Source organism: Vibrio sp. 10N.261.51.A4 (assembly GCF_041471945.1).
GTDB lineage: Bacteria > Pseudomonadota > Gammaproteobacteria > Enterobacterales > Vibrionaceae > Vibrio > Vibrio crassostreae_C.
Window position 1 is genome coordinate 17825 of the sequence record NZ_JBFRPJ010000101.1, and the last position, 22050, is coordinate 39874.

23 protein-coding genes are annotated in these 22050 nt (G+C 45.0%); 5 read left to right on the forward strand and 18 right to left on the reverse strand.

All coding sequences use genetic code 11. The annotated features are described in order from the left end of the window. Nucleotides 1-37: 37 nt before the first annotated feature. From atpE to AB4384_RS21120, 16 genes are all read right to left on the reverse strand, one after another. Nucleotides 38-295 (reverse strand): F0F1 ATP synthase subunit C, encoded by a 258-nt coding sequence (atpE, locus tag AB4384_RS21045; RefSeq protein WP_004411110.1) that lies wholly within the window; start codon nt 293-295, stop codon nt 38-40. A gap of 48 nt (nt 296-343) precedes the next feature. Next, entirely contained in the window at nt 344-1141 is a 798-nt protein-coding gene (gene atpB, locus AB4384_RS21050; RefSeq protein ID WP_017058797.1) for a F0F1 ATP synthase subunit A, read from the reverse strand. A gap of 8 nt (nt 1142-1149) precedes the next feature. Next, nucleotides 1150-1539 (reverse strand): F0F1 ATP synthase subunit I, encoded by a 390-nt coding sequence (locus AB4384_RS21055; protein WP_017058798.1) that lies wholly within the window; start codon nt 1537-1539, stop codon nt 1150-1152. 192 nt (nt 1540-1731) lie between these two features. Continuing rightward, nucleotides 1732-2613 carry a ParB/RepB/Spo0J family partition protein gene (locus AB4384_RS21060; RefSeq protein ID WP_017058799.1) on the reverse strand — a complete coding sequence of 294 codons (882 nt, stop codon included), beginning with the start codon at nt 2611-2613 and terminating at the stop codon, nt 1732-1734. A gap of 23 nt (nt 2614-2636) precedes the next feature. Beyond that, entirely contained in the window at nt 2637-3410 is a 774-nt protein-coding gene (locus tag AB4384_RS21065; protein ID WP_029235097.1) for a ParA family protein, read from the reverse strand. Between the two features lie 14 nt (nt 3411-3424). Then, nucleotides 3425-4057: a 16S rRNA (guanine(527)-N(7))-methyltransferase RsmG gene (gene rsmG, locus AB4384_RS21070; RefSeq protein WP_017058801.1), complete on the reverse strand. Its 633-nt coding sequence runs from the start codon at nt 4055-4057 to the stop codon at nt 3425-3427. Next, on the reverse strand, nt 4057-5952 hold the full coding sequence (gene mnmG / locus AB4384_RS21075) for a tRNA uridine-5-carboxymethylaminomethyl(34) synthesis enzyme MnmG (RefSeq protein ID WP_017058802.1): 1896 nt from the start codon (nt 5950-5952) through the stop codon (nt 4057-4059). Before mnmG ends, rsmG begins: the two co-directional genes overlap by 1 nt. A 482-nt stretch (nt 5953-6434) precedes the next feature. After that, nucleotides 6435-6869, reverse strand: coding sequence for an FMN-binding protein MioC (mioC, locus tag AB4384_RS21080; protein ID WP_017058804.1), 435 nt, complete (start codon nt 6867-6869; stop codon nt 6435-6437). Between the two features lie 50 nt (nt 6870-6919). Next, nucleotides 6920-8281, reverse strand: a complete 1362-nt coding sequence (gene mnmE, locus AB4384_RS21085) for a tRNA uridine-5-carboxymethylaminomethyl(34) synthesis GTPase MnmE (RefSeq protein ID WP_029235098.1) — start codon at nt 8279-8281, stop codon at nt 6920-6922. 130 nt (nt 8282-8411) lie between these two features. Then, the gene (gene yidC, locus AB4384_RS21090) at nt 8412-10034 is read right to left on the reverse strand and encodes a membrane protein insertase YidC (RefSeq protein ID WP_017058806.1); all 1623 of its coding nucleotides are present in this window, start codon (nt 10032-10034) and stop codon (nt 8412-8414) included. 2 nt (nt 10035-10036) lie between these two features. Beyond that, nucleotides 10037-10294: a membrane protein insertion efficiency factor YidD gene (yidD, locus tag AB4384_RS21095; protein WP_004735802.1), complete on the reverse strand. Its 258-nt coding sequence runs from the start codon at nt 10292-10294 to the stop codon at nt 10037-10039. After that, on the reverse strand, nt 10261-10584 hold the full coding sequence (gene rnpA / locus AB4384_RS21100) for a ribonuclease P protein component (protein ID WP_017055478.1): 324 nt from the start codon (nt 10582-10584) through the stop codon (nt 10261-10263). The genes yidD and rnpA overlap by 34 nt, the downstream gene beginning before the upstream one ends. A gap of 45 nt (nt 10585-10629) precedes the next feature. Further along, complete coding sequence (gene rpmH, locus AB4384_RS21105) at nt 10630-10764, reverse strand: 50S ribosomal protein L34 (RefSeq protein ID WP_004735800.1); 135 nt, start codon at nt 10762-10764, stop codon at nt 10630-10632. A gap of 206 nt (nt 10765-10970) precedes the next feature. Then, entirely contained in the window at nt 10971-11708 is a 738-nt protein-coding gene (locus AB4384_RS21110; protein WP_102321085.1) for an amino acid ABC transporter ATP-binding protein, read from the reverse strand. Beyond that, entirely contained in the window at nt 11705-12376 is a 672-nt protein-coding gene (locus AB4384_RS21115) for an amino acid ABC transporter permease (RefSeq protein WP_009848134.1), read from the reverse strand. Before AB4384_RS21115 ends, AB4384_RS21110 begins: the two co-directional genes overlap by 4 nt. A 135-nt stretch (nt 12377-12511) precedes the next feature. Next, nucleotides 12512-13261: an amino acid ABC transporter substrate-binding protein gene (locus tag AB4384_RS21120; RefSeq protein ID WP_009848135.1), complete on the reverse strand. Its 750-nt coding sequence runs from the start codon at nt 13259-13261 to the stop codon at nt 12512-12514. Nucleotides 13262-13572: 311 nt separating this feature from the next. On the opposite strand from AB4384_RS21120, the gene dnaA reads away from it, so the two are divergent. The 4 genes from dnaA (at nt 13573) to gyrB (ending at nt 19744) form a co-directional block, all read left to right on the forward strand. Beyond that, nucleotides 13573-14994 carry a chromosomal replication initiator protein DnaA gene (gene dnaA, locus AB4384_RS21125; RefSeq protein ID WP_017058808.1) on the forward strand — a complete coding sequence of 474 codons (1422 nt, stop codon included), beginning with the start codon at nt 13573-13575 and terminating at the stop codon, nt 14992-14994. 81 nt (nt 14995-15075) lie between these two features. Beyond that, nucleotides 15076-16176: a DNA polymerase III subunit beta gene (gene dnaN, locus AB4384_RS21130; RefSeq protein WP_017058809.1), complete on the forward strand. Its 1101-nt coding sequence runs from the start codon at nt 15076-15078 to the stop codon at nt 16174-16176. Between the two features lie 53 nt (nt 16177-16229). Continuing rightward, complete coding sequence (recF, locus tag AB4384_RS21135) at nt 16230-17309, forward strand: DNA replication/repair protein RecF (RefSeq protein WP_017058810.1); 1080 nt, start codon at nt 16230-16232, stop codon at nt 17307-17309. Between the two features lie 17 nt (nt 17310-17326). Beyond that, nucleotides 17327-19744 carry a DNA topoisomerase (ATP-hydrolyzing) subunit B gene (gene gyrB / locus AB4384_RS21140; RefSeq protein ID WP_017058811.1) on the forward strand — a complete coding sequence of 806 codons (2418 nt, stop codon included), beginning with the start codon at nt 17327-17329 and terminating at the stop codon, nt 19742-19744. Nucleotides 19745-19983: 239 nt separating this feature from the next. Here gyrB and AB4384_RS21145 read toward each other — a convergent pair whose 3' ends face one another. After that, nucleotides 19984-20106 carry a hypothetical protein gene (locus AB4384_RS21145; protein WP_267869012.1) on the reverse strand — a complete coding sequence of 41 codons (123 nt, stop codon included), beginning with the start codon at nt 20104-20106 and terminating at the stop codon, nt 19984-19986. Between the two features lie 142 nt (nt 20107-20248). On the opposite strand from AB4384_RS21145, the gene AB4384_RS21150 reads away from it, so the two are divergent. After that, the gene (locus AB4384_RS21150; protein ID WP_009848140.1) at nt 20249-20683 is read left to right on the forward strand and encodes an Hsp20 family protein; all 435 of its coding nucleotides are present in this window, start codon (nt 20249-20251) and stop codon (nt 20681-20683) included. A 106-nt stretch (nt 20684-20789) separates the two neighbouring features. Here the strand turns inward: AB4384_RS21150 and AB4384_RS21155 are convergent, their stop codons facing one another. After that, nucleotides 20790-22040: a valine--pyruvate transaminase gene (locus AB4384_RS21155; RefSeq protein WP_017058812.1), complete on the reverse strand. Its 1251-nt coding sequence runs from the start codon at nt 22038-22040 to the stop codon at nt 20790-20792. Nucleotides 22041-22050: the final 10 nt, after the last annotated feature.

Sequence of the window (22050 nt, forward strand, 5' to 3'; positions counted from 1 at the left end):
TCAACTACAAAAATTTAATTAACTAATTAACAGTTAATTAGCCTGCTAGTTGACCAACAAATGGGTTAGCAAACGTGAATAGTAGTGCGATTACGATACCGATCATTGGAACAGCATCCAGTAGACCAGCGATGATGAACATCTTAACTTGTAGCATTGGAGCCATTTCAGGTTGACGCGCAGCGCCTTCTAGGAATTTACCACCAAGAATAGCAAAACCAATTGCAGTACCTACGGCACAAAGACCAACAATAATAGCAACAGCGATTGCTGAAAAACTTAGTACAGTTTCCATTTACGTTCTCCGATTAACATTAATAGTTAGAATAAAACTTAAAAATTTTTAGTGATCGCCATCTTCATGGGCCATTGATAAATAAACAATTGTTAACATCATGAAAACAAATGCTTGAATCAAAATAACCAAGATATGGAAGATAGCCCAAGGTAGAGAGCCTACCCATTGTAAATACCACGGTAGCATTGCCGCACAAAGAATGAATACAACCTCACCTGCGAACATGTTACCGAATAGACGCATACCAAGTGATAGAGGCTTCGCGAGTAGCGATACCACTTCAATCAGTAGGTTAAACGGGATCATGATTGGGTGATTAAATGGATGTAAAGCAAGTTCTTTGGCGAATCCACCTAAGCCTTTTACTTTGATGCTGTAGTAGATCATCAGAGCAAAAACACCTAAGGCCATTGACATGGTTATATTAACATCAGCTGAAGGAACCACTTTCAAATAAGGGATACCTAGCCAATGCTCCGCAGGATATGGTAAGAAATCGATAGGCACTAAGTCCATCAAGTTCATTAAAATAATCCAGCAGAATATAGTCAGTGCTAATGGAGCAATCAGAGGGTTGCGGCCATGGAAAGTGTCTTTAACGTTGCCATCAACGAATTCAACTACCATTTCAACAAAACACTGAAGCTTACCAGGTACACCTACTGTTGCTTTCTTAGCGACTGAGCGAAAAACCCAAAGGAATAACATCCCTGTCAACACCGAAAAAAACAGACTGTCTATATGTACGTTCCAGAAACTTGTCTCCTCTACAAGACCAAACTTAGCTAAAGAAAGGTTTTGTAAGTGGTGCTCAATGTATCCGGATGCTGTTGGCGCAGCCATAACTCATCCTATTTTTTATTGTTAATGAAAAGCACTGGCGCAAAGATATTAATACCTAGAACCAGTAAATAGGTCAGTTTGAGGGGAACTAATTCCACCTGCATATACATGTAGACAATAGAGAATAGTAGAACTGTGATAAGGATTTTTAGCGCTTCGCCTGCATAGAACGACGCCGCAACTAACTTAGTTGCGCGAGCTCCACTAAATAGGAAAGCACACACACAAAAAACTGCATTTGCGATGACAAAAATACCGCCACCGATTAATGCAGCAAAACCCCAATCAGGATTAACAGCTAAACCTAACCCTATCGCCACTAATATAACCGCGCTAAGCTCGATCAATAACATTTGCTTTGCAAGCACTCGTCCTGGTCTTGCTAACGCCGCTACCATGTATTCGTTCCTCTTTTAAGCCTTCTTTACTACTCGCTTAAAAGCGTGCTGAGAAATTGGCGAAAATTATACGTTCAGCCAAATTGATTGCAATAACAATGCAGCAATCATTTACATTTTTGCATACAAACCTACAACTTTTGTACGAAATTACTTGTTTATTACATAATTGACCTAAATCAATTATCTCATTTAGTACTCTAGTTTAGCAATAAGTTGCTCTAATTTGTGAGGCTCATCAAGAGTAATTGTCACTTTTGACTTACCGCTAACAGAACGAGTAACTGAAACGTTTGCTTGCAATTTTTCCGTGAGTCTTCGTGAAAGTTCGATAGCTTCTGTGTCTTCAGGCTTCGATTCACCTTCAACGTCTGGTTTTAAGCACTTTTTGACAAGTTGCTCAGTTTGACGCACGGTCATTTTTTTGGTTGCCGCAGTGTTTGCTGCTTCAACCTGGGTATCACCTTCAAGCGCAAGCAGTGCTCGAGCATGCCCCATTTCCAGTTGTTTATTGGAAACTAAACCTTTTACTTCATTTTCGAGCTGATTTAGACGTAATAAGTTACTCACCGTAGCTCTCGATTTACCGATTACATCAGCGACTTGTTGGTGTGTCAGCTCAAATTCGTTCTGTAGTCGCTCTAGCGCTTGTGCTTCTTCGATAACATTCAGATCTTCACGCTGAATATTCTCAATCAACGCCATCGCGATAGCGGCTTTGTCTTCGACTCTCTTGACCAAACATGGCACTTGTTTAAGGCCAGCTTGACGAGCCGCTCTCCAACGACGTTCACCAGCAATAATCTCGAACTGGTCGTGCGCCAATGGGCGAACTACGATCGGTTGGATAATGCCTTGAGATTGAATTGATGCTGCCAGCTCTTCTAGCGCTTCAGGCGCAATATCCTTACGCGGTTGATATACACCAGGCTTCAAGCAACCAACAGCCAGTTCAATAAGCTCACCATCAGCCGACAACGCCTGACTATGAGAAGCAACTTGCTGTTTTTCACGAGCCAATGAGCTAGTTGCAAGCAATGCATCTAGCCCTTTTCCTAAACCACGCTTAGACATTGAGCGAATTCCTTTGGTTGGACCTATACTGGGACTTCTTCACGACGCAACATTTCGCCAGCAAGAGCAAGGTAAGCCTTAGCTCCTGCGGAATATTTGTCGTAGTACATTGCTGGCTTGCCGTGACTCGGGGCTTCTGCCAGACGCACATTTCTAGGGATCACAGTTCGGTAGACTTTGCTACCAAAGTGTTTTTTGAGTTGATCAGATACTTCGTTCGATAAGCGGTTGCGAGGATCGTACATAGTACGCAGAAGACCTTCGATCTTCAGGTTCTCGTTTACAACAGCCGCTAGCTTACTGATGGTATCCATCAATGCAGTCAAACCTTCCAAAGCAAAGTATTCACATTGCATAGGAACCAATACGGAGTCGGCCGCAGCCATCGCGTTGATTGTAAGAAGGTTTAATGAGGGCGGACAATCAATAAAGATGAAATCATAGTTATTGCGAATGGGTTCGAGTGCATTTTTTAAACGAACTTCACGAGCAAACACTTCCATCAGCTTGATTTCTGCCGCAGTAACATCACCGTTCGCGGCGATGAGGTCATAATTGCCAGATGTACTCCGGCAAACCACCTCATCAAATGGGGTGTCTTCAACCAACAAATCGTAAGCTGTTGCTTCAACTTGATACTTGTCGACACCGCTCGCCATAGTGGCATTACCTTGAGGATCGAGGTCAACAACCAATATCTTGCGTTTTGTTGCCGCCATTGATGCTGCTAAATTAATGCAAGTTGTTGTTTTTCCTACGCCACCCTTCTGGTTGGCAATTGCTACGATTCTACCCACTATGGCCTCGCTGATTATCCCTGACGCGATAAAGTAACTAGATGACGCTCTCCATCAAGCTCTGGCACTTGCAAAGCTTTAATGTCTGTCACTGAACACCATTCAGGTAACAGGTCGATTTCGTCTCTAGGATGTTGTCCCTTAAGAGCCAAAAATACACCGGATTGCTCTTTAGGTAAATGGTGACACCACTCTACCATGTCTGTCATTGACGCAAATGCACGACTGAGCACTGCATCAAACTTTTCTTCTGGTTGAAATTCTTCAACGCGACTTTGAACCGGTACCACGTTGTCGATACCCAGCTCATGAATCACCTGTTTGATAAAACGAATACGCTTACCTAGGCTGTCTAGCAAGTAAAACTCGCAGTCTGGATTCATGATTGAGAGCGGAATCCCAGGAAGACCAGGTCCCGTACCCACATCGATAAAGCGCTTACCTTGTAAGTGAGTGCTAACAATGATGCTATCTAAGATATGTTTCACCATCATTTCTTGTGGGTCACGAACTGATGTTAGGTTATAAGCTTTGTTCCACTTGTTCAGTAACTCAACGTAGCCAACCAACTGGCCACGTTGTTTTTCAGATACTTCAAGTTCAGTCTGGCCAATAAGGTGATCCAGTTTTTCGCGTAATGCGCTCATTATGCTTCCTCACCTTTTTTCAACAGGCCGTGTTTTTTCAAGTAAACCAACAGAATTGAGATTGCTGCAGGTGTGATACCTGAAATTCGCGAAGCAATACCAATTGAGTCAGGCTTAGCTGTCGTTAGTTTAAGAACCACTTCGTTAGAAAGTCCTTTTACCTTGCTGTAATCGATATCAGCAGGCAGTTTGGTGTTTTCATGACGCAGTGATTTTTCAATTTCGTCTTGTTGACGCTGAATGTAACCATCGTACTTCACTTGGATCTCAACTTGCTCAGACGCTTGTTGATCTTCCAGTGCAGGACCAAAACGATCCAATGCGGTTAACTGTGAATAAGTCATTTCAGGGCGACGAAGAAGATCTTCACCGCTCGCTTCACGAGACATTGGTGTTTTCAGAATTTGGTTCAGTTGATCAATATCTTCAGATTTTGGATTAATCCAAGTCTCTTTCAGACGTTGACGCTCCTTCTCCATGTTTTCCATCTTCTCGTTGAAACGAGCCCAACGAGCGTCATCAACAAGGCCAAGTTCACGCGACTTTTCAGTCAAGCGGATATCGGCGTTGTCTTCACGAAGCAGCAGACGGTATTCCGCGCGAGACGTAAACATGCGGTAAGGTTCTTTGGTACCCATGGTAGATAGGTCGTCGATAAGCACGCCCATGTAAGCTTGGTCACGACGTGGACTCCAGCCTTCTTTGCCTTGAGTAAACAAACTTGCATTCAGACCGGCCATCAAGCCTTGTGCAGCCGCTTCTTCATAGCCAGTGGTACCGTTGATTTGACCCGCAAAGAATAGACCTTTGATAAACTTAGTTTCGTAAGTCAGCTTAAGGTCGCGAGGATCAAAGAAATCGTACTCAATCGCATAGCCAGGGCGAACGATATGAGCATTTTCAAAGCCCTTCATCGAACGAACAATTTGAACCTGTACATCAAACGGCAGACTGGTAGAGATACCATTCGGGTATAGCTCGTGAGTCGTTAGACCTTCTGGCTCAATAAAAATTTGGTGACTGTTCTTGTCAGCAAAACGCATTACTTTGTCTTCAATCGAAGGGCAGTAACGAGGGCCAATGCCTTCAATCACACCCGCGTACATAGGGCTGCGATCAAGGTTGGCACGAATTACGTCATGCGTATTTTCATTGGTATGCGTGATGTAACATGGAATTTGACGAGGTTGTTGAGCTCGGCTGCCCATGAACGAGAAAACAGGCGTCGGGTTATCACCGTGCTGAACCTCAAGCTCAGAAAAATCAACGCTACGCGCATCGATACGAGGAGGAGTACCTGTTTTCAGGCGATCAACTCGGAATGGAAGATCACGAAGACGGTCAGCCAGTGCGATCGATGGTGGATCACCAGCACGGCCACCTGAAGAACTTTCCATACCAATATGGATCTTGCCGCCTAGGAATGTGCCCACAGTCAGAACCACAGCGCTTGCGCGGAACTTAAGGCCCATCTGCGTTACCACACCTACCACTTGATCCTGTTCAACGATCAAGTCATCAACCGACTGTTGGAACAAAGTCAGGTTTGGCGTGTTTTCAAGAACGTTACGAACAAAGGCTTTGTACAGTGCGCGGTCAGCTTGTGCACGAGTAGCACGAACCGCAGGGCCTTTTGATGCGTTCAATGTTCTGAACTGAATACCTGCATGATCAATAGCTTGCGCCATTAATCCACCCATTGCATCGACCTCTTTTACCAAGTGGCCCTTACCGATCCCGCCAATGGCTGGGTTACAAGACATTTGTCCTAGTGTATCGATATTATGAGTAAGTAATAACGTACTTTGACCAGTACGTGCAGATGCGAGTGCGGCTTCCGTTCCTGCATGGCCACCACCAACAACGATGACGTCAAATTTTTCGTGATAAAGCATGAACCGACCTCAGGTATTCAAACGTTTTCTAGATTGATAAAAAGGAGCGATATTCTACCTGTTTTCATAGCCTGAGAAAACGTTTTTGGGATTTTTCGAAAAAGCTGTTTTTAATTAATATAGATAAGATCTTTAAGGAGATCTTTTATTAGATCTATTATTAGGATCGAGGGTATCTGTGGATAAGTCGGAAATGATCAACGAGATCATGGATCTTTTTTGGATCAAATGATGTGATCTAACTTTGATCAGGATGAGGATTAGCTGGGATCAAAATGGCTACTTATTCACAGGAGGAAATTAGCCTAAAACTTGTTATTTGGATAACTATAGGTTAATCACCGTATATGTATGATCTTATCCACAGCAGAAATTGAAAATAGATCGCTAATTTTCGATGTTTTTGAAAAAAAGTTATTCACAATCACGATGTTCAGAGACAAAAAAAGCGGCATAAGCCGCTTTTTGAGAGAGGAGAGAGGTTAAAACTGGTCGCTATGATCGTTGAACCAAGCTTCTGCTGCGTCTTCTGGTACCGGAGTTTCCAATACATCGATGGTAAAACAGTCAGAAATAGGCTGAGCACCGAGCTCTTTCATCTGGCTGTGGACTGATTTTCCCGCCAAACAGAAGGTATCGTAACTCGAATCACCAAGCGCCACGACAGCAAAGCGAACCGGGCTTAAATCTGGAGATTGCTGGGTCAATGCGTCGATAAACGGCTTAATATTATCTGGAAATTCACCCGCACCATGAGTTGAAGTCACCAGCAACCAAAAGCCTTGTTGGGGAATATCATCGAATTCAGGCTGATTATGAAGGGTGATCTCGTGGCCTTGCTCTTCAAGAAGATCATTAAGGTGATCGCCAACGTACTCTGCACCACCTAAGGTGCTGCCTGTAATAATGTGGATCATTAAGCTGTCCTTACTAAAGAAAAAGGCCAGCATGAGCCGGCCTTTAAAGGTTATTTACCAATACAGAAAGAGGTGAAGATACGGCCGAGTAGGTCATCGGAACTGAATTCACCAGTAATCTCGTTAAGGTGTTGCTGCGTTATACGCAGTTCTTCTGCCAAGATTTCCCCTGCCATATAGCCTTCGAGCTGTTGCTGGCCAATATCTAGATGCTCAGATGCGCGTTCTAGGGCATCTAAGTGGCGACGACGTGCCATGAAGCCACCTTCATTGCCACCAGCAAAGCCCATGCAATCTTTTAAGTGATTACGTAGTGCATCAACGCCTTGTCCCGTCTTTGCTGATAGTCGAATCAGAGTTGGATCATTAACATGGCAAATCCCGAGATCTTCACCGGTTTGATCGGCTTTGTTACGAATCACGGTCATTCCGATGTTATTCGGCAGACGATCAACGAAATCTGGCCAGATATCTTTCGGGTCGGTTGCATCGGTAGTGGTGCCATCGACCATAAATAAAACGCGATCGGCTTGAGCAATTTCTTCCCAAGCGCGTTCAATACCGATTTTTTCGACTTCATCCGAGGCTTCACGCAGGCCTGCGGTATCAATAATGTGCAGTGGCATACCATCAATATGGATATGTTCACGAAGTACATCACGGGTTGTACCTGCAATATCAGTCACAATCGCGGAGTCTTTACCCGATAATGCATTCAGTAAGCTCGACTTACCGGCATTAGGACGACCTGCAATCACCACCTTCATACCTTCACGCATGATGGCACCTTGATTGGCTTCTTGGCGAACCGCTTCGAGGTTGTCGATGATAGCTTGTAAGTCAGCACTTACTTTACCGTCAGCAAGGAAATCAATCTCTTCTTCTGGGAAGTCGATAGCGGCTTCAACATAGATGCGTAAGTGAATCAGAGAGTCCACCAGCGTATTAATGCGTTTCGAGAACTCACCTTGCAACGATTGCAGAGCTGATTTCGCCGCTTCTTCTGAACTGGCATCAATGAGGTCAGCAATCGCTTCTGCTTGGGTTAAATCCATCTTGTCGTTCAAGAAGGCACGCTCCGAGAACTCACCTGGGCGTGCTGCGCGTAGCCCAGGAATAGCGAGGATGCGCTTGATGAGCATATCCATTACCACAGGACCACCGTGGCCTTGCAGCTCTAAAACGTCTTCACCGGTAAACGAGTGCGGGTTAGGAAAGTAAAGCGCGATGCCTTGGTCTAGCTCTAAACCATCGTGAGATTTAAAAGGGGTGTACTCAGCGTAACGTGGTTTCAGTACTTTGCCGGTAACTTCAAGCGCAACTTGGGCTGCTTGTGGGCCTGAAACGCGAATAATACCGACGCCGCCACGGCCGGGTGCAGTCGCTTGAGCAACAATCGTATCTGTAGTCATAGTTGTGCCTGCTAGCATGTGAAAGCCAAAAAGGGGCGCTCACGATTAATCAATTAGCTGAATTGTAATCAGCTAAAAACAAAAAGGCGACCTTTTGGTCGCCTTTCTTTGTCTCTTTCTATTATCGAACTTACTTAGAATGTAAGCCTTTCTTTTCCAGCGCGCGGTAGATAAGCGTTTGCTGAATCAGAGTTACGATGTTCGATACTAGCCAGTATAGAACCAGACCTGAAGGGAAGAACAGGAAGAAGAATGTGAACATAACCGGCATAAAGGTCATGATCTTCTGCTGCATTGGATCCGTTACAGTTGTCGGGCTCATCTTCTGGATTAGGAACATTGAAGCACCCATCAGAAGTGGCAAGATGTAGTATGGGTCTTGTGCTGAAAGGTCAGTAATCCAACCGAAGAACGGTGAGTGACGCAGTTCAACAGACTCCATTAGTGCCCAGTATAGCGAAATGAAGATAGGCATTTGCAGAAGGATAGGTAAACAGCCACCTAGTGGGTTTACTTTCTCTTTCTTGTAAAGTTCCATCATTTCTTGGCTCATGCGTTGACGGTCGTCGCCGATACGCTCACGCATTGCAGTCAGCTTAGGCTGAAGCATACGCATTTTCGCCATAGACGTGTACTGAGCTTTCGTTAGTGGGTACATAGCACCACGAACGATGAAAGTTAGACAGATGATTGCCAGACCCCAGTTCACAACGATGCCTTGAATGAACGAAAGCAGAGTATGAAGTGGTTTAGCAATGAACCATAACCAACCGTAGTCAACTACTAGGTCTAGGTTAGGTGCAACAGCAGCCATTTGGTCTTGAAGTTTAGGACCAACCCAAAGCGTTGCTTTGAAGTTTGCTTCGTCGCCAGTAGCGATGGTTTTGTTCGGCATGCGAACACCGATGTCGCCAAGGTTACCAATTACACGAGTGTAAAGGTTGCTGCCTGCTTCGTCGCGTGGGATCCATGCACTTGCAAAGTAGTGCTGAATCATCGCTGCCCAACCTTGACCGTTTGCTAGGTTAAGAGACAGGTTGCGATCTTGCATGTCGTCGAAGCTGTATTTTTTGTAACGCGTATCTTCCGTAGAGTAAGCACCACCACGGTAAGTTGGCATTGTTAGGCTACCGCCGTCATCCATTACGTTCTGACGCAGGTGAGCGTACATGCCGAATGTCGCGTTGTTACCAGAGTTGTTGACTACATCGTATTCAACATCCATTGCGTAGCTGCCACGCTTAAGGATGAATGTTTTCGTGTAATCAAGGCCGTTCGCTTGGTAAGTCATCGGGATGCGTAGTTCATCCTGACCATCAGCAAGCGTGAAGCTGTCTGCTGAAACTGTGTAGCTTGGGCGGTTTGTGCTGCTTAAATCGATACCTTGAGGACCCACTAGACCGCTTTGTGCGATAAATTGGTGACCTGGTTCGTTTTTAAGAAGAACAAACGTATCTTCAGAATCGAACTCAGCAGAGTAATCGTTTAGGTTTGCTTTAACGACATCACCACCAACCGTATCAATTGACAGAGTCAGTACATCAGTTGTTACTGTGATAGTTTTAGCAGAAGAAGCAACTTGACCAGGAGCCGGGTCTAGATCATCTGCATAAGATGGCGCTGGTAGGGTGCTGCCAGATTGTGCCTGCTCAACCGCTTGTGGTGCTGGATTCTGAGCTACGTTCCATTGTTGGAACAGTAGGAAAGAAACCAAAGCCAATGCGATTAACAGGATATTACGTTGAGAATCCATCGTTATTTATCTCTGTCTTGTTTTTGGACTGGTGGAACGGGGTCAAAGCCCCCTTCGTTCAAAGGATGGCATTTTAATAGACGTTTGCCTGATAACCAACACCCTTTTACAAAACCGTGAGCTTTCAACGCTTCTATCGCATATAAAGAGCAGGTTGGAGTAAATCGGCAGCGTGGGCCGATGAGTGGACTAATAAACCATCTATAAAAATAGATGGGTATTAGCGCTATCCACGCGAAGGGCGAGACAGGCGAAGCCATAATTTGTCGAGTAGCTTGAACATTTCTTCATTGCTTAAATCTTGCGCGCTCTTCTTAGCGATTACAACAAAATCTTTGTTAGGAAGTTTGTGTTGAGTGTTACGAAAGCTTTCACGAGTAAGACGCTTGAATCGGTTACGACCCACGGCGGTTTTAATCTGCTTTTTCGGAACGGCTAATCCAAGACGAGGATTTGAAAGAGAGTTATTTCGGGCAATGATGGTGAAATGAGGGGAGCCAGCTCGATGAGCTTGCTTGAAGACATTTTGATAATGTTCGGGAGTTAACAAGCGTAACTCCCGACCGAAGGCTAGCTTATTCAAAATAATCAAAGATTACTTAGAAAGACGCTTACGGCCTTTTGCACGACGTGCATTGATTGTTGCGCGACCGTTCTTAGTAGCCATGCGAGCACGGAAACCGTGAGTACGCTTACGCTTTAGAACTGTAGGTTGAAAAGTGCGTTTCATTGTAATTACCTTACTGATCAGTAGTTTTAGGTTTTTGTTAAACCCGGCGTGGGCATTTTTTCTCTTCTTTATATAAGAAAGGAAAACCGACGCCTCTCAACAAAGAGGCGGAATTGTAATCACTGTCACAAAAAGTGTCAATGATTGGGTTAACTAAAATTCCGGTCGGGGGATTATACGTAGAATAACTAAAATCACAAGGATCCTTAGTCGATCCCAACCTTATTTAAGAATTTTTTTAATTTAGGATCCTGTGGATTACCAAAAATATCCTGTGGAGATCCCTGCTCGATAATATGACCGTCAGCCATGAAGATCACTCGGTCTGCGACCTCTCTCGCGAACTGCATTTCATGGGTAACCACCAGCATGGTTTGATGCTGATTTGCCAGTTTTTTCATTAGGTTAAGCACTTCGCCAACCCACTCAGGATCGAGCGCTGAAGTCGGCTCATCAAACAGTAAAAGCTCGGGTTGTAGTGCCATTGCACGGCCAATACCCACCCGTTGTTGCTGGCCACCAGAGAGCGCGGCTGGGTAGCTATCACCTTTGTCACCTAAGCCAATATCATCAAGTATTTGTTGTGCTTTTTCATGGGCTTGCTGTTTTTTCCAACCACGAACGGTAATTAAACCTTCAGCAATATTCTGTCTCGCGGTTTGGTGAGCGAACAGTGCATAGTTTTGGAACACAAAACCGGTCTTACGACGCAGTGCAAGCACCTCTGCCTTAGTGTGTTTCTGAGTATCAACCTTGATATCATCAATCGAAATCGTGCCTTGATCGGCTTGCTCTAGAAAATTCACACAACGCAGTAGGGTAGATTTACCCGTACCACTTGAACCTATGATGACAATTATCTCACCTTGTATGATTTCTAGGTCGATCCCTTTCAAAACTTCGGTGTCACCAAACTGCTTGTGGATATTTTGTAATTTGATCATCGTACATACGCCTTATTCAGTTTCACTTCGGCCCAAATTTGAATACGAGTGAGGATAACCACCACGCCCCAGTAAATCAGTGCGACTGCTAAGAAAGCCTCGAAGAAGCGGAAACTTGAAGAAGCCTCCATCTGAGCTTTAGCCATGATTTCGGCGACACCTAGGGTGAAGGCAAGTGAAGTCGACTTGATCATATCGATGAAGTAGTTCATCAACGACGGCAGTGCCACGCGAGTTGCTTGCGGTAAGATCACTCGGCGCATCGCTTGGCTGGTTGTCATACCGACCGAAAGGCTGGCTTCCATCTGGCTGCGATCAATACCGATAATCGCGGCACGAATACTTTCTGCCATATACGCGGCAAAGTGCAGGGTTAAGCCAATCACAGCGGCGCTGAAGGCATCCAACCCAACCATCCACGGGAAGACTTGTGGTAAGCCGTAATAAAGGAGGAACAGCTGCACCAACAGTGGTGTGCCTCGGAAGAAGCTAATGTACAGCTGGCTCAGTTGGTCGAGCACTGGGATTTTGAATACACGAATATTCGCCAGTATCAGAGACAGGATCAGAGCAAAGAACAAGCCCCAGGTCGCCATCTCCATCGTGGTGCCTAAATACTTCAGTAGTATTGGCAACAGCTCTAGCATGTAATTAAAGTCAAATCCCATAATCTATCTCGTATTTTTATTGGCAGTGTTGTTCTATATGTAAGTACTGTTGTATCAGGTTTTTTAATCAGTGCACAAAAGCAAAAAGCCCACCGCTGTATAAAGCAGTGGGCCTTGAATGGAGAAAGTGAGTAATTACTTCTGAGTAATGTCCGCACCAAACCATTTCTGAGAGATACTTTCTAGCGTACCATCTGCGCGCATTGCTGCTAATGCTTCATTTACTTCTGCTTGCAGTTTTTTGCCGTTATCGTTGTCGACGAAAGGCCAAGCGTTTTCAATTGTTTCGAATGGCTGACCTGCTAGTTGTAATGGTAGACCAGTCTTCTTGATAAGCTCTAGTGCTGATAGGCGATCCATTACGAATGCATCGGCACGACCCAGTGCCACGTCATGTTCAATACCTGTATCGTAGGTTTTTACATTGATCTTGCCATCTTTGTCGTAGCTGCGAAGCAGTTGTTCAAAGTTTGAGCCTAGGTTTACCGCAACCGTCTTGCCATCAAGGTCTTCGATGCCTTTAATGCTGTCATTACCTTTACGAACGGTAATTTGTGCGCCGTCTACTACGTATGGGTCTGCGAATAGGTATTTCGCTTTACGTGCATCCGTCATTGTAATTTGGTTTGAAATGGTATCGATGCGACCCGTTTCAAGAAGACCAAACAGACCAGAGAAGTTTGCCGTTACGTATTCAACCTTGTAATCGTTACGCTTACCGATCTCATCCCATAAATCCACTTCAAAACCCTGTAGCTGGTCTTGTTTAACGAACGTAAACGGGAAATAGCGACCAGACATGCCGACTTTAACTTCAGTCGCAGCTTGAACAGTAGCAGCAGAGAGTGCGATAGCCGCAATTGCAGCCTTAATCCAGTTATTCATTTGGTAACTCCTTATATTTATGGGTTTGGATGTTACTGGGAAAATGCTCACTAGAATAAATAACCAGATGTTATTAACCATAACCAGATTGAATTCCCGATTTGGGGATAACTAGCAAGGATCCGGGCATAAGTGGATCATTGTGTGAGTAAATTAGGGGCAAGATGTGTGGATCCACCGATAAATTACAAATTTATTGTGAATAACTTGGATCTTATTCACTGGATCTGTGATCAATTGCTGGTGATCTGACTTATCAACAGGTAAAATTAGCGGTCATTTCATATTACTTTAAATAGAGTGAGGGCACCGTGTCATCTTCGCTTTGGTTGCAGTGTTTGCAACAGCTTCAAGAAGAGTTACCAGCTACAGAATTCAGTATGTGGGTTCGTCCGTTACAAGCGGAACTCAATGACAATACTCTAACTCTATTTGCACCGAACCGTTTCGTACTCGATTGGGTTCGTGATAAGTATCTAAATAGCATTAACCGTCTGCTGCAAGAATATTGCGGTAACGATATCCCACATCTTCATTTTGAAGTGGGAAGCAAGCGTGTGATTGCACCAAAGCCTGCGACACCGACACCAACTCAGACTCGCACTGCAGCTGATGTGGCCGCTGAGTCATCAGCACCTGCGCAATTACAAGCTCGCAAACCTGTCCATAATATCTGGCGTGATGAAGAGCCTGTCGCGGTTGACTTGAATCACCGCTCAAACGTGAACCCAAAACATAAGTTCAATAACTTTGTTGAAGGTAAGTCGAACCAACTCGGTTTGGCTGCGGCACGTCAGGTTTCTGATAACCCAGGTACAGCCTACAACCCGTTGTTCCTATACGGCGGCACTGGTTTAGGTAAAACGCACTTGTTGCATGCGGTGGGTAACGCCATTGTTGATAATAAGCCGAATGCGAAAGTGGTTTACATGCACTCAGAGCGTTTTGTTCAGGATATGGTAAAGGCTCTGCAAAACAACGCGATCGAAGAATTTAAGCGCTACTACCGTAGTGTTGATGCATTGCTTATCGATGACATCCAATTCTTTGCTAATAAAGAGCGTTCTCAAGAAGAGTTCTTCCATACCTTTAACGCGCTGCTTGAAGGCAATCAACAGATCATCCTAACGTCTGACCGTTATCCAAAAGAGATCAACGGGGTAGAAGATCGTCTTAAATCTCGTTTCGGCTGGGGTTTGACGGTAGCGATTGAGCCACCAGAGCTTGAGACACGTGTTGCGATCTTGATGAAGAAAGCCGAAGACCACCAAATTCACCTTGCGGATGAAGTGGCGTTCTTTATTGCCAAGCGTCTACGCTCTAACGTTCGTGAACTGGAAGGCGCATTGAACCGTGTTATTGCGAATGCAAACTTCACTGGCCGCCCGATCACGATCGACTTCGTGCGTGAAGCACTGCGTGACCTACTTGCACTGCAAGAAAAACTGGTCACTATTGATAACATTCAAAAGACAGTTGCCGAGTACTACAAAATCAAAGTCGCTGATCTATTGTCTAAGCGTCGTTCTCGTTCTGTTGCTCGTCCACGTCAATTGGCGATGGCACTGGCGAAAGAGCTAACAAACCACAGCTTGCCTGAGATTGGCGATGCATTCGGTGGTCGTGACCACACGACGGTACTGCATGCTTGTCGTAAGATTGCTCAGCTGCGTGAAGAGAGCCACGACATTAAAGAAGATTATTCGAACTTGATTCGTACCCTTTCTTCTTAATACACAGTATTCTTAACCTTAATAAGCAGAATCTTGGCCACGTACTATTACGCAGTGCCATTTAGACCGTAAGAGCAAGATATGAAATTTACCATTGAACGTAGTCACCTGATTAAGCCATTACAACAAGTATCTGGCGCACTCGGTGGCAGGCCAACGCTTCCAATTCTAGGAAACCTACTGATTAAAGTAGAAGATAACGTGTTGTCGATGACAGCGACGGATCTAGAAGTTGAACTGATCAGCCGTGTAACGCTTGAAGGTGATTTCGAAGCGGGTAGCATTACCGTACCTTCACGTAAATTCCTAGATATCTGCCGTGGATTGCCAGATAACTCAGTGATCACGGTGGTATTGGATGGTGACCGTATTCAGGTTCGCTCTGGTCGTAGCCGCTTCTCTTTAGCAACATTACCTGCGGCAGATTTTCCAAATATTGAAGACTGGAGCAGTGAAGTTGAAGTGTCAGTGACACAAGCTGAACTTCGCGGTCTTATCGAGAAAACACAATTCTCAATGGCGAACCAAGATGTTCGTTACTACCTCAACGGTATGTTGTTTGAGATTGAAGGCTCTATCCTGCGCAGCGTAGCGACCGATGGTCACCGTATGGCAGTATCTCAAGCACAACTGGGTGCGGATTTTGCTCAGAAGCAGATCATTGTTCCTCGTAAAGGTGTTCAAGAGTTAGTGAAGCTATTGGATGCACCTGAACAGCCAGTAACACTGCAAATTGGTAACTCTAACGTGCGAGCTGAAGTGAACAACTATGTCTTCACTTCTAAGCTGGTTGATGGTCGTTTCCCTGATTATCGCCGCGTAATGCCGCAAAATACCACCAAGACACTTGAAGCTGGCTGTGATGAATTACGTTCAGCATTTTCTCGTGCTGCGATTCTATCGAATGAAAAATTCCGTGGTGTTCGCGTTAACCTTGCGGATAGCGAGATGCGCATTACCGCGAACAACCCAGAGCAAGAAGAAGCAGAAGAAGTACTCGATGTTAACTTCGACGGTGACGCGCTAGAGATTGGCTTCAACGTAAGCTACGTATTGGATGTTCTGAACACACTGCGTTGTGAACAGGTTCGCATCTCAATGTCAGACGCCAATGCGAGTGCTCTTATCGAGAACGCACAAGATGACAGCGCGATGTACGTTGTTATGCCAATTCGCTTATAAGCAGCCCTATGTTGACCTACCGAGTCGTGATTGAAGATTAATATGAAGACGTTATGCCTTTATCGCGCTTAATCGTTAAGCAGTTTAGAAATATTGAAGCCTGTGACATTCAACCGTCATCAGGCTTTAACTTTCTTATAGGGGCTAACGGAAGCGGCAAAACCAGTGTCCTTGAAGCTGTGTATCTGCTCGGACATGGTCGCTCATTCAAGAGTTCACTTACCGGTCGTATCATACAAAACGAGTGTAGTGAGCTGTTTGTACATGGCCGTTTTATGACCTCGGATCAATTTGAGCTGCCAATTGGCATTAATAAGCAGCGCGATGGCACGACAGAGGTTAAAATAAGCGGTCAAACTGGGCAAAAGTTGGCTCAGTTAGCTCAAGTCTTACCTTTGCAGTTGATTCACCCTGAAGGGTTTGATTTACTAACCGATGGACCTAAGCATCGCCGAGCATTCATTGATTGGGGAGTCTTCCACAGTGAGTCGGGCTTTTATGATGCGTGGGGCAGGGTAAAGCGCCTCAATAAGCAGCGAAACGCCTTATTGAAAACGGCAACGCACTATCGAGAGCTGAGCTATTGGGACCAAGAATTGGCCCGTTTAGCAGAAAGCATCAGTCAGTGGCGTGCCACCTACGTTGATCAGCTCAAAGAAGTCGCCGAAGAAATCTGTGCGACCTTCCTTCCTGAGTTTGAGATAAAGATTAACTACTATCGTGGCTGGGACAAAGACACCCCGTACGCCGATATATTAGAAAAGAATTTTGAAAGGGATCAGCAGCTTGGTTACACCTTTAGTGGGCCAAACAAAGCGGATCTGAAGATAAAAGTGAACGGCACTCCAGTGGAAGATGTCTTGTCACGAGGTCAATTGAAGTTGATGGTGTGCGCGCTACGAGTAGCACAAGGGCAACACCTCACTCAAATGACAGGTAAGCAGTGCATCTATTTGATAGATGACTTCGCTTCCGAATTAGATAGCCAACGCCGAGCACGTCTTGCTGAGTGTTTAAAGGCGACCCAGGCTCAAGTTTTTGTAAGCTCTATTACCGCTGATCAGATTGCAGATATGCATGACGAAAATAGCAGGATGTTTCATGTGGAACATGGCAAAATAGAGCAAGGATAATTAGTCAGAGAGTAACTATGTCAGATAATTACGATTCATCGAGTATTAAAGTACTGAAGGGTCTGGATGCGGTACGTAAGCGTCCTGGAATGTACATTGGCGACACGGATGATGGTACCGGTCTGCACCACATGGTTTTTGAGGTGGTAGATAACTCTATTGATGAAGCGCTAGCTGGTCACTGTAATGACATCATTGTAACTATCCATGAAGATAGTTCTGTGTCTGTGAGCGATGACGGCCGTGGTATTCCAACAGAATTGCACCCAGAAGAAAACGTATCTGCAGCCGAAGTAATCATGACGGTTCTTCACGCTGGTGGTAAGTTCGATGATAACTCGTACAAGGTATCTGGTGGTCTGCACGGTGTTGGTGTTTCAGTAGTTAACGCACTTTCTAAGCAAGTTACTCTTACTATCCACCGCGGTGGCAAAATCCACACTCAAACCTACAGCCACGGTGAGCCTCAAGCGCCACTAGCGGTTATCGGTGACACGGATAAAACAGGTACAGAGATTCGTTTCTGGCCGAGTGAAGAAACCTTCACTAACATCGAGTTCCATTACGACATTTTAGCTAAGCGTCTACGTGAGCTATCATTCTTGAACTCAGGTGTATCAATTAAGCTAATTGACGAGCGCGAAGAAGACAAAATGGATCACTTCGAATACGAAGGCGGTATCCAAGCGTTTGTTGAACACCTTAATACTAACAAAACGCCAATCATCCAAAAAATCTTCCACTTTAACTCTGAGCGCGAAGACGGTATTACCGTTGAAGTTGCGATGCAGTGGAATGACGGCTACCAAGAAAACATCTACTGTTTCACCAACAACATCCCTCAACGCGATGGTGGTGCTCACTTAGCAGGTTTCCGTGCGGCGCTAACGCGTACTCTGAACAGCTTCATGGACAAGGAAGGCTTCTCTAAGAAAGCGAAGACTGCGACCTCTGGTGATGATGCTCGTGAAGGTCTGACGGCGATTGTTTCTGTTAAAGTGCCTGATCCTAAGTTCTCAAGCCAAACTAAAGATAAGCTGGTTTCTTCAGAAGTGAAGTCTGCCGTTGAATCTACAATGGGTGAGAAGTTGTCTGAGTTCCTTATTGAGAACCCAGGTGAAGCGAAAACAGTTTGTTCTAAAATTATTGATGCAGCACGTGCTCGTGATGCAGCGCGTAAAGCTCGTGAAATGACTCGTCGTAAAGGCGCATTAGATTTAGCGGGTCTTCCTGGTAAGCTTGCTGACTGTCAGGAAAAAGATCCTGCACTGTCTGAACTATATATTGTGGAAGGAGACTCTGCTGGCGGTTCAGCTAAGCAGGGGCGTAACCGTAAGAACCAAGCAATCCTACCGCTGAAAGGTAAAATCCTTAACGTAGAGAAAGCACGTTTCGATAAAATGCTGTCTTCTCAAGAAGTAGCAACGCTAATCACCGCTCTTGGTTGTGGTATTGGTCGTGACGAATACAACCCAGATAAACTGCGTTACCACAACATCATCATCATGACCGATGCCGATGTCGATGGTTCTCACATCCGTACCCTGCTACTGACGTTCTTCTACCGTCAAATGCCAGAGCTGATTGAACGTGGCTACATCTACATTGCTCAACCGCCACTTTACAAAGTGAAGAAAGGTAAGCAAGAGCAGTACATTAAAGATGAAGATGCGATGAACCAGTATCAAGTATCTTTGGCTTTAGACAACGCAGAACTGCACGTAAACCCTGAAGCGCCAGCATTTGCAGGTGAAGGTTTAGAGAAGCTTGTTCAGCAATACAATGCAGGCATCAAGCTTGTTGATCGTATGAGCCGCCGTTACCCACGCGCATTGGTTCACGAACTGATTTACGTTCCTCGTCTAACGGCCGAGCAGTGTCATGATGACGCGGCAGTTGAAGCTTGGGGTAAGCAGCTTGTTGAACAGCTAAACGCGAAAGAAGTAGGTGCAAGCCAATACAGCCTTGAAGTTGAAAAACACGAAGAGCTAGGCTTAAGCGTTCCTAAGATTGTGGTTCGTACTCATGGTGTGACTCATGAACACCTACTAAGCATCGATCTTATTAACTCTAAAGAGTTTGGTAAGCTAGCGGATCTTTCTGAAGCTCTTGATGGCTTGATTGAAGAAGGCGCTTACATTAAGCGTGGTGAGCGTACTCAAGAAGTTTCTAGCTTCGTTGATGCTCTGAACTGGTTAGTGAAAGAGTCTCGTCGTGGTCTAAGCCTACAGCGATACAAAGGTCTAGGTGAGATGAACCCTGATCAACTTTGGGAAACCACGATGGATCCTGAAACTCGCCGTATGATGCAAGTAACAATTGAAGACGCTGTTGGTGCTGATTTGTTGTTTACGACGCTAATGGGTGACCAAGTTGAACCTCGTCGTAACTTCATCGAAGAGAATGCACTGAAAGTAGCAAACCTAGACGTTTAGTCTCTTTGATACTTCGCTCTTTGGCTTAATTTCTGTGTCAGAGGTGCTCACATACATTCGTATGCTCCGCGCCTCTTCCTTGAACTAAAGCCAAATAGCTTCGTCTCAAAAAACTAAAATCATAAAAAAGCACTATCCTTTGGATGGTGCTTTTTTATGTTTGTAAGATATTGAAAAATATTGAGTTGCAAAAATAATTGAAAATAACCCCTTGAAACTATTTTGCTCAATCCATATATCTATTTGTGAAGAGGATGACTGTCTTGCTCTACAAGAGAAGAAACAGAGCCTTCATTACCGCTAACGAAGTATCGCTCAATAGAGGATAACTTTGGCAGCACACAACTTAAAAATTGATTCATTGCCATGTCCCAGCGTTGTCGCCAATAGAGGTGAAACCCGAGGAATGCGAATTGAATCTCTTAGCTGTTTACTGGGTCACACACAGGTTAGATCCAAGTAAAATTCGCAGCTAAGACTATTGCTTACTAAAAGGATAGCATTATGAGAACTGTAGATTTCACTCCACTTTACCGCAACGCAATCGGCTTCGATCGTCTATTCAACATGATGGAAGCGAATACATCGAAGAACTCTTCTGGCGGTTACCCTCCATACAACATCGAGCAAAAAGACGAGAACAACTACCGTATTACTATGGCAGTCGCTGGTTTTGCTGATGATCAATTAGATCTGACTCAGAAAGAGAACATGCTAATTGTGAAAGGTGAGCGTAAAGCAGAAGCAGAGAAAACCTTCGTATACCAAGGTATCGCAGAGCGCGATTTCGAGCGTAAATTCCAACTGGCTGACTACGTAAAAGTGGTAGGTGCAAGCATGGAAAATGGTCTTCTTCACATCGACCTCGAACGCGAAATCCCAGAAGCGATGCAACCACGTAAGATTGCTATCAATGGTAATAGTCTACTAGAAGGCTAATTACTGTTAGCTCCTTAGAGCTAAAAAATATCGGGAAGTAAAAGTGAAAGAGCACCTAATGAGGTGCTCTTTTTGTATTTGACCTGCGGTAAGCTAAAAGCTCTTATTACTGCTCTGAGTAAGCCTTTTTCACTTCTTCAGCAATGATAGCAATGCCTTTCTGCATCGCCTCATCATCTTGCACGTAGTTCATACGTAGACATTGATGGGCATGATCCCACTCGTCTTCTTGGCCGATAAAGAAGTATTCACCCGGAACAATCAATACGCCGCGAGCTTTAAGGCGGTCGTACAGTTCCATTGTGGTGATCGGCAGCTCATCAAACCATAGCCATAAGAAGATAGCGCCTTCAGGCTTGTGAATACGGAAGCGAGGGTCGTCGATAGCGTCTTGTAACAGTTCAACTGCACGTAGTGACTTATCTTTATAGAAAGGTTTGATTACCTCGCTACTTAAGCGCAGTAAATCGCCTTTTTCAATCATGTGATTGGCAATTGCAGGGCCAACACTGTTTGGCGCTAAGCTAATGATGCCATTCATGTTGGTCAATGCTTGTGTTACTTCTTCACTCGCAATTACGATACCGCAACGCACACCCGGCAAACCAAGCTTAGAAAGGCTCATGCACAGAATCGTATTTTCATTCCAGAGCGGTTCGACATCTTCAAAGATGATGTTAGGAAACGGCAGGCCGTAAGCATTGTCGATCAGCAGTGGGATGTTGTTTTCACGCGCCAGTTTATCCAGTTTACGCACTTCTTCGTCGGTCAGTACGTTACCCGTTGGGTTGGTTGGACGAGATGCACAGATAGCCGCGACTGAGTCATCAACCTTTAGTTGTTCAAAATCAACGTGGTATTTAAACTGACGGTTTTCTAGCAGTTCGATCTCTGGGTGGTAAGAGATAAAAATATCGTCATCAATACCCGCGTCGCCGTAGCCGATGTATTCCGGTGCGATCGGCAGTAGGATTTTCTTATGTGAGCCGTCAGGCTGTTGGCCTGCTAGCAGGTTGAATAGGTAGAAGAAGCCACTTTGACTGCCATTAGTCAGGCTGATGTTCTTCTCGCTGATGTCCCAACCGTAGGTCTCTTTCAGCATTGCCGCTAACGATTTGATGAAGCTGTCTTTACCCTGCGGACCATCGTAGTTGGCGAGGGCGGCGATGAGTTCTCCACTGGCGAGCATGTCGGCACTGGCTTGGTTAAAGTAATCGAGCATGGCAGGGATAGCGGCTGGGTTGCCACCACCGAGCATGATAGCGCCAGGAGTGCGCAGGCCATCATTCAAATCATCCATTAAACGAGTGATTCCAGAGTATCGATTAAACTTTTCGCCAAACTTAGAGAACTGCATTACTAATTTT

What these genes read in the sequence shown, in the direction of transcription:
- atpE (WP_004411110.1), bottom strand. Translation starts at nt 295, where the DNA reads ATGGAAACTGTACTAAGTTTTTCAGCAATCGCTGTTGCTATTATTGTT.
- atpB (WP_017058797.1), bottom strand. Translation starts at nt 1,141, where the DNA reads ATGGCTGCGCCAACAGCATCCGGATACATTGAGCACCACTTACAAAAC.
- AB4384_RS21055 (WP_017058798.1), bottom strand. Translation starts at nt 1,539, where the DNA reads ATGGTAGCGGCGTTAGCAAGACCAGGACGAGTGCTTGCAAAGCAAATG.
- AB4384_RS21060 (WP_017058799.1), bottom strand. Translation starts at nt 2,613, where the DNA reads ATGTCTAAGCGTGGTTTAGGAAAAGGGCTAGATGCATTGCTTGCAACT.
- rsmG (WP_017058801.1), bottom strand. Translation starts at nt 4,057, where the DNA reads ATGAGCGCATTACGCGAAAAACTGGATCACCTTATTGGCCAGACTGAA.
- mnmG (WP_017058802.1), bottom strand. Translation starts at nt 5,952, where the DNA reads ATGCTTTATCACGAAAAATTTGACGTCATCGTTGTTGGTGGTGGCCAT.
- mioC (WP_017058804.1), bottom strand. Translation starts at nt 6,869, where the DNA reads ATGATCCACATTATTACAGGCAGCACCTTAGGTGGTGCAGAGTACGTT.
- mnmE (WP_029235098.1), bottom strand. Translation starts at nt 8,281, where the DNA reads ATGACTACAGATACGATTGTTGCTCAAGCGACTGCACCCGGCCGTGGC.
- yidC (WP_017058806.1), bottom strand. Translation starts at nt 10,034, where the DNA reads ATGGATTCTCAACGTAATATCCTGTTAATCGCATTGGCTTTGGTTTCT.
- yidD (WP_004735802.1), bottom strand. Translation starts at nt 10,294, where the DNA reads ATGGCTTCGCCTGTCTCGCCCTTCGCGTGGATAGCGCTAATACCCATC.
- rpmH (WP_004735800.1), bottom strand. Translation starts at nt 10,764, where the DNA reads ATGAAACGCACTTTTCAACCTACAGTTCTAAAGCGTAAGCGTACTCAC.
- AB4384_RS21110 (WP_102321085.1), bottom strand. Translation starts at nt 11,708, where the DNA reads ATGATCAAATTACAAAATATCCACAAGCAGTTTGGTGACACCGAAGTT.
- AB4384_RS21115 (WP_009848134.1), bottom strand. Translation starts at nt 12,376, where the DNA reads ATGGGATTTGACTTTAATTACATGCTAGAGCTGTTGCCAATACTACTG.
- AB4384_RS21120 (WP_009848135.1), bottom strand. Translation starts at nt 13,261, where the DNA reads ATGAATAACTGGATTAAGGCTGCAATTGCGGCTATCGCACTCTCTGCT.
- dnaN (WP_017058809.1), top strand. Translation starts at nt 15,076, where the DNA reads ATGAAATTTACCATTGAACGTAGTCACCTGATTAAGCCATTACAACAA.
- recF (WP_017058810.1), top strand. Translation starts at nt 16,230, where the DNA reads ATGCCTTTATCGCGCTTAATCGTTAAGCAGTTTAGAAATATTGAAGCC.
- gyrB (WP_017058811.1), top strand. Translation starts at nt 17,327, where the DNA reads ATGTCAGATAATTACGATTCATCGAGTATTAAAGTACTGAAGGGTCTG.
- AB4384_RS21145 (WP_267869012.1), bottom strand. Translation starts at nt 20,106, where the DNA reads ATGAATCAATTTTTAAGTTGTGTGCTGCCAAAGTTATCCTCTATTGAG.
- AB4384_RS21150 (WP_009848140.1), top strand. Translation starts at nt 20,249, where the DNA reads ATGAGAACTGTAGATTTCACTCCACTTTACCGCAACGCAATCGGCTTC.
- AB4384_RS21155 (WP_017058812.1), bottom strand. Translation starts at nt 22,040, where the DNA reads ATGCAGTTCTCTAAGTTTGGCGAAAAGTTTAATCGATACTCTGGAATC.